General features: G+C 73.3%; 6 protein-coding genes and 1 pseudogene. 3 read left to right on the plus strand and 4 right to left on the minus strand.

Annotated features, from left to right (window positions below; genetic code table 11):
* Window positions 1–133 precede the first annotated feature (133 nt).
* On the minus strand, window positions 134–751 hold the full coding sequence (locus ACFQ87_RS43600; RefSeq protein WP_380616584.1) for a TetR/AcrR family transcriptional regulator C-terminal ligand-binding domain-containing protein: 618 nt from the start codon (window positions 749–751) through the stop codon (window positions 134–136).
* A 324-nt stretch (window positions 752–1,075) separates the two neighbouring features.
* On the opposite strand from ACFQ87_RS43600, the gene ACFQ87_RS43605 reads away from it, so the two are divergent.
* The 3 genes from ACFQ87_RS43605 (at window position 1,076) to ACFQ87_RS43615 (ending at window position 3,260) form a co-directional block, all read left to right on the plus strand.
* The gene (locus ACFQ87_RS43605; RefSeq protein ID WP_380616586.1) at window positions 1,076–1,636 is read left to right on the plus strand and encodes a histidine phosphatase family protein; all 561 of its coding nucleotides are present in this window, start codon (window positions 1,076–1,078) and stop codon (window positions 1,634–1,636) included.
* 192 nt (window positions 1,637–1,828) lie between these two features.
* Window positions 1,829–2,650 (plus strand): lipase family protein, encoded by an 822-nt coding sequence (locus ACFQ87_RS43610; RefSeq protein ID WP_380616588.1) that lies wholly within the window; start codon window positions 1,829–1,831, stop codon window positions 2,648–2,650.
* Between the two features lie 292 nt (window positions 2,651–2,942).
* Complete coding sequence (locus ACFQ87_RS43615) at window positions 2,943–3,260, plus strand: hypothetical protein (protein WP_380616591.1); 318 nt, start codon at window positions 2,943–2,945, stop codon at window positions 3,258–3,260.
* On the opposite strand, the gene ACFQ87_RS43620 is transcribed toward ACFQ87_RS43615, so the two are convergent.
* The 3 genes and pseudogenes from ACFQ87_RS43620 to ACFQ87_RS43630 form a co-directional block, all read right to left on the minus strand.
* Window positions 3,215–3,898: a response regulator gene (locus tag ACFQ87_RS43620; protein ID WP_380616589.1), complete on the minus strand. Its 684-nt coding sequence runs from the start codon at window positions 3,896–3,898 to the stop codon at window positions 3,215–3,217. The genes ACFQ87_RS43615 and ACFQ87_RS43620 overlap by 46 nt on opposite strands.
* Window positions 3,895–5,208, minus strand: a complete 1,314-nt coding sequence (locus tag ACFQ87_RS43625) for a histidine kinase (RefSeq protein WP_380616590.1) — start codon at window positions 5,206–5,208, stop codon at window positions 3,895–3,897. Before ACFQ87_RS43625 ends, ACFQ87_RS43620 begins: the two co-directional genes overlap by 4 nt.
* A gap of 157 nt (window positions 5,209–5,365) precedes the next feature.
* A pseudogene (locus ACFQ87_RS43630) lies at window positions 5,366–5,666 on the minus strand (ABC transporter permease); the annotation flags it as partial.

Here is a 5,666-nt window from a genome sequence, read left to right on the forward strand (position 1 = left end):
CGCTACACCACCTGGGAGGGCTGGCAGCTGCTCGACGCCCACGAGCGCGCGCTCGGCGACGCCGAGGGCCGGGAGCGGGTCAAGGTGGTCGAGCGCGAGGGGATGCTCCGCCACAGCGGGGCGTGACGGCGCCTTACGGGCGGACGATCGGCAGCAGCACCTCGTCCACGATCGCCACCGGGTCGAGGTTCACGCTGTCGCCCCCGCACATCTTGATCCGGTACAGCATCAGCGCCGGGACCACGTCGGTGACCAGCGGGGTGACCGCCCCCGGGCGGACCTCGCCCCGGGCGGCGCCCCGGTCGAGCACCTCGGCGATCAACGCGGTGGTCGGCTCGACCACCCTCTCCAGCACGAGCTCGAGGAAGGCGTGCGCGCGCTGGTGGTCGAGCTCGCTCATGATCGCCCGGACGGCGGCGCCGAGCTCGCTGAACATCGCGGTGCGCAGTCCGGTCACCACCTCCAGGAGGTCCCCGCGCAGGCTGCCGGTTTCGGGAGCCGGGACGGCCGGGGGCAGGCTGGCCCGCAGCGCGTCCATGACCAGTTCCTCCTTGGAGGACCAGCGGCGGTAGAGCGCCGCCTTGCCGGTCTGCGCGGCGGCGGCGACGCCCTCCATGGTGAGTCGCGCGTAGCCGTCGGTGGTGAGCTGCTGGAGGGCCGCCTCGAAGATCGCGCTCTCCAGCGCCTCGCCGCGCCGCCGGAGCGGGGCGCCCGCCGCCGCTGCGCGCGCGGCGCCGGTTTCAGCGGACATGGCTGCGCACCTTCCGGGGGGGGTCCTGTGCTCCAGGCCTACTACCAATGTTAGTGAACGAACTCGCTCCCTCCTGAGCACCGTCCGGGGTTCGGCCTCCGGGAGCGGCCGTAGCCGTGGCCGGCCCAGTCGGCCAGCGCCGAGCGGAGCGGCCGCACTCCTGGCCGCAAGCTTGACGACTCGGCACCGCGAACGCCCTGGCCGCGCTAAAGTCGCTCCGGGCCGCCCAACGCCGAGAGCGCGCCCGCCCCCGCAGCGAGAAGGGCCTTCGCCGGGGCGGCCGCCTACTCACCGAAGTCGCCTGAACGACCGAGAAGAGTCCCGATGGCTGTAGAGATCGTCTACGAGACACACGCGACCACCATCGACAACGAGACCGGCATCGCCACCGGATGGCTCCCGGGCCAACTCTCGGAACTGGGCCGGCGCCAGGCCGGGGAACTGGGCGAGCGGCGACGCGGCGACGGGCTGGCCGCCGTGTTCACCTCCGACCTCCACCGCGCCGTGGAGACGGCCGAGATCGCGTTCCCCGACAACAGCCCCACGATCCACCAGGACATCCGTCTGCGCGAGTGCAACTACGGCGACCTCAACGGCGCGCCGGTCACCCTCATCGCCGCCCAGCGAGTCCGACGGATCAACGAACCCTTTCCCGGCGGCCAGAGCTACCACCAGGTCCTCACGGCCACCGACGCCTTCCTCCATGACCTGGCCACCCACTGGGACGGCCGTCGAATCCTGGTGATCGCCCACTCGGCCAACCGATGGGCCCTGGACTGCCTGCTGACCGGGGCACCACTGGAGGACCTGGTCACGGCGCCACCGGCCTGGCGCCCGGGTTGGCATTACACGCTCCCAACCGACTGGCCCACGCCAACCCGGTGAACGTTCTCGGCCACGGCACCAGCCCGCCAGCCGCAGGCGGTCGCAAATCCCATGAAGCAATCAGATGACCTGTACACATACGGGTGTTCGCAGCGCTGTTCGCGTGACCCCCGGGTGCCGCCACCCCGACGACGGCCCGCCGGTCCGCTACGAACGAGGGACACCATCCCCCACTGAGAGGAAGTCCCCTCCGTGGCCGTACCCACCACCTTCGACCAGAACGCGACCGGCTACAGCCTCGCCCACGCCTACTGCCTGGCCAAGGCCGCCGACCTCGCGTACCAGGACGACTCCACCGTCGACCGGCAGGCCCACGACTGGGGCTTCGACACGGTGCGCCACCACGAGACCCGGTTCACCCCGCCGTTCCCGCTCCAGGACACCCAGGCGTACACCATGGCGAGCGACCGGATGATCGTCATCGCCTTCCGCGGCACCGAACCCAAGGAGGTCCGCGACTGGCTCACCGACTCCACCACCCCGCCCTGGCCCGGGCCCGCCGGAACCGGCTACGTCCACTTCGGCTTCGCCGAGGCCCTCGAATCGATCTACCCGGACGTCCGCAAGGCCCTCACCGAGCTGCGCACCAACGACCAGACCGTCTGGCTCACCGGTCACAGCCTCGGCGGCGCCCTGGCGATGCTCGCCGCCGCCCGCCTCAGCCTGGAGGACCCGCGACTCACCGCCGACGGCGTGTACACCTTCGGCCAGCCCCGCACCTGCGACCGCATGCTCACCGCCGCCTACAACAAGGCGCTCAAGAGCCGCAGTTACCGCTTCGTCAACAACAACGACATCGTCGCGCAGCTCCCGCCCGAGCCGGTCTTCACCCACGTCGACGCCCTGCGCTTCATCGACTCCGCCGGTACGGTCCACGAGGGTGCCAGCGGCCTCCTGGCGGGCGTCGCCAACCGCGCCAAGGGCCTGACCTCCGCCGCCTTCGAGCCCACCGGCGAGGGCGTGCGCGACCACTTCATGTGCAACTACCTGACGGCGCTGGAGAAGAACCTCTGACCGTCCTGACCGACGAGGCCGCTCTCGCGCTACCGCTCCCCGGCCGCTGCTGACCGGCCGTCCACCGCCGGCACCCGCACACATCGGACAGCGGGTGTCGGCGGGTGCTCAGGGCCCATGGTGATCGGCGAGTTCACCCCGATCGGCCGCTCCGACGGGCCCGGCCGGGCACTCCGGCGGGCCCGCCCGTGCTCGGCGGCCGTCCACCGGCCGACCGCTACTCCGTCCGCAGCGCCGCCGCCGTCCCCATCCGGACCGCTCAGCCCGCCGGGAGCGGCTGCTGGCGCGGGGGCTGAGCAACGCGGAGTCGGCCGAGCGGCTCGTCCTTGGCGAGACCACGGTGAAGACCCATGTGACCCGGATCCTGTTCAAGCTCGCCTGCGCGACCGGGCCCAGTCGCAGTCCTGGCACACCGACGACCGCACCGGCCACGCCCTGCCGGCCTCCGTCCCGCACCCGACCCGGGCGCCGCACGGGACGCCGAGCAACCAGGCGTAGGAGATCCGGGTGCTCCGTGCCCGAGGCTCCGAGCACCTCGGGAGGTTCCGTGACCGAGGGACCGGATCAGCCCGTGATCGGCGGGTTCGGCCTGGTCAGCCCGCGGTCGTAGGCGAAGATCACCGCCTGCACCCGGTCCCGGGCGCCGATCTTCGCCAGCACCCGGCTGACGTGCGTCTTGACGGTCGATTCGGCCAGCACCAGGCGCTGGGCGATCTCACTGTTGGTCCAGCCGTGGGCGATGGCCACCAGGATCTCCCGCTCGCGCTCGGTCAGCGCGTCCAGCCGGGGGTCGTCGACCGGCGCCGCGCCGGGTGGGCGCACCGGCAGGTGGTGGGCGTAGGCGTCGAGCAGGCGGCGGGTGATGGCGGGCGCCACCACGGCGTCGCCCTCGGCGACCGCGCGGATCCCGGCGAGCAGTTCCTCCGGGCGCGCGTCCTTGAGCAGGAAGCCGCTGGCTCCGGCGCGCAGCGCGGCGTGGGCGTACTCGTCGAGGTCGAAGGTGGTCAGCACGAGGATGCGCGAGCGGCCGCCGGAGGCGACGATCTGGCGGGTGGCCTCGATGCCGTCCATGCCGGGCATCCGGATGTCCATCAGCACGACGTCGGGCCTCAGGTCGGCGGTCAGCCGGACGGCCTCGGCGCCGTGGGAGGCCTCGCCGACCACCTCGGTGTCGGGCTGGCTCTCCAGCAGCATCCGGAAGCCGTAGCGCTGCAGGGGCTGGTCGTCCACGATGAGGACGGTGGTCACGTCGGGCCGCCTGTCGGGTCGGGGGTGAGGTCGAGTACGGCCTCCACGGTCCATCCTGCCCCAGGGCCGGGACCTGCCGTGACGGTGCCGCCGTACACGGCCGCGCGTTCGCGCATGCCGGCCAGGCCGTGCCCCTCACCGGCCGGCCGGACCGGCCGGGGGGTGCCGGCGGGCGGGCCGCTGTCCTGGACGCGCACCCGCAGCCGGGCGGCGTCAGCGGTCAGGGTCACGTGCGCACGGGTGTCCGGGCCGGCGTGCTTGAGGGTGTTGGTGAGAGCCTCCTGCACGATGCGGTAGGCCATCAGCTGGACGCCGCGGTCCAGTTGGTCCAGATCGCCGCCGACGGTGTACAGCACCTGGGGGCCGGCGGCGCGGATGCGGGCGCACAACCCGTCGAGGTCGGCGATGCCCGGCTGGGGATTGAGCTCGGCCCCCTCATCGCCCTGGTCGCGCAGCACACCGAGCATCCGGCGCAGTTCGCCGAGCGCCTGGCGGCTGGTCTCACCGATCAGCTGCAACGCCTCCCGGCCGCGCTCGGGCGAGGTCTGGGCGGCGTAGGCGCCGCCGTCGGCCAGGGTGACGATGACGGACAGGTTGTGGCCGATGATGTCGTGCATCTCCCGGGCCACCCGGGTGCGTTCGGTGGCGGCCGCCAGTCGGCTGCGCTGGTCGCGTTCGATCTCCAGCCGGGCCGCCCGCTCGCGCAATCCGGCGAGCTGGGCGCGGCGCACGCGCACCGCGATGCCGAGGGCGACGGCCGCCGTCGCGGCGCTGATCAGGAAGAACAGCGCGTCCCCGACCGGCAGTCCGCCGCCGGAGACCTCGACGGCGACCAGCGCCATCGCGCCGACGATCACCGCGCAGGACCAGGCCAGGTGCCGCAGCCGCCCGTGCAGGGCCAGGCTGTAGAGGGCGACCAGCAGGGCGGCGTCGGCGCGCAGGGCGACACCGAGCGACCACTGCAGTACGAACACCGCCATGATCGCCGCGAAGGCCTCGGTGGGCCTGCGTCGGCGCCACAGCAGCGGCAGGATCAGGCCCGCCTGGAGGGCCAGCATGGCCGGCAGCACCGGGCGGACCAGCACGACCCGGTGCTCGTGCGCGGGCTCGCCGTGGCCGGGGAAGAGGTCGGGGAGGCAGAACATCAGGAAGACCACCGCGACCACGGCGGTGTCCAGCACCCAGGGGTGGGCGCGGTCCGCCTCCCGCACCCGCTGGCCGATCCGGGCCAGCCGGGCGAACAGCGGGTGGCCGGACAGCGCGTCGGCGGCCACGAGCGGGCCGGTGGGGGTGGCGTGGTCCTCGCTCACCGGTGGCGCCTCCCTGGTGGTGGTGCGGGTGGTACGGGTGGTGCGGCGCCGGTCGGATCCGACACCGCACCGGGAGTGTCTCAGCCCCGGGCGCCGGTACGGACGCGGACGTCCGTACCGGGTCGGGCTCCGTACGGGCTCGGGCGCCCGGACGGGCTCAGGCGTCCGTGCGGAGCAGCCGTACGGCGGCGCCGGCCAGCGCGAGCACCGTCCAGCCGAGGAAGACCAGCAGTCCGGCCGTCGGCGAGAGCGTGGTCGTGTCGTGGTGGAGGGCGAACATCGCCTCGCCGGCGTGGCTGGGCAGGTAGGGGCTGATGTGGTCCTGCCAGGAGCTGGGCAGCAGCGAGACCAGCCCGGGGATCAGCATCAGCGAGGCGACCAGCACCGAGATGCCGCCGGCCACCGAGCGCAGCAGCGCGCCGAGGGCGACGCCGACCACGCCGACCAGGCCCAGGTAG

This window comes from Kitasatospora sp. NPDC056531 (assembly GCF_042794375.1).
In the GTDB taxonomy this organism is placed as follows: Bacteria; Actinomycetota; Actinomycetes; order Streptomycetales; family Streptomycetaceae; genus Kitasatospora.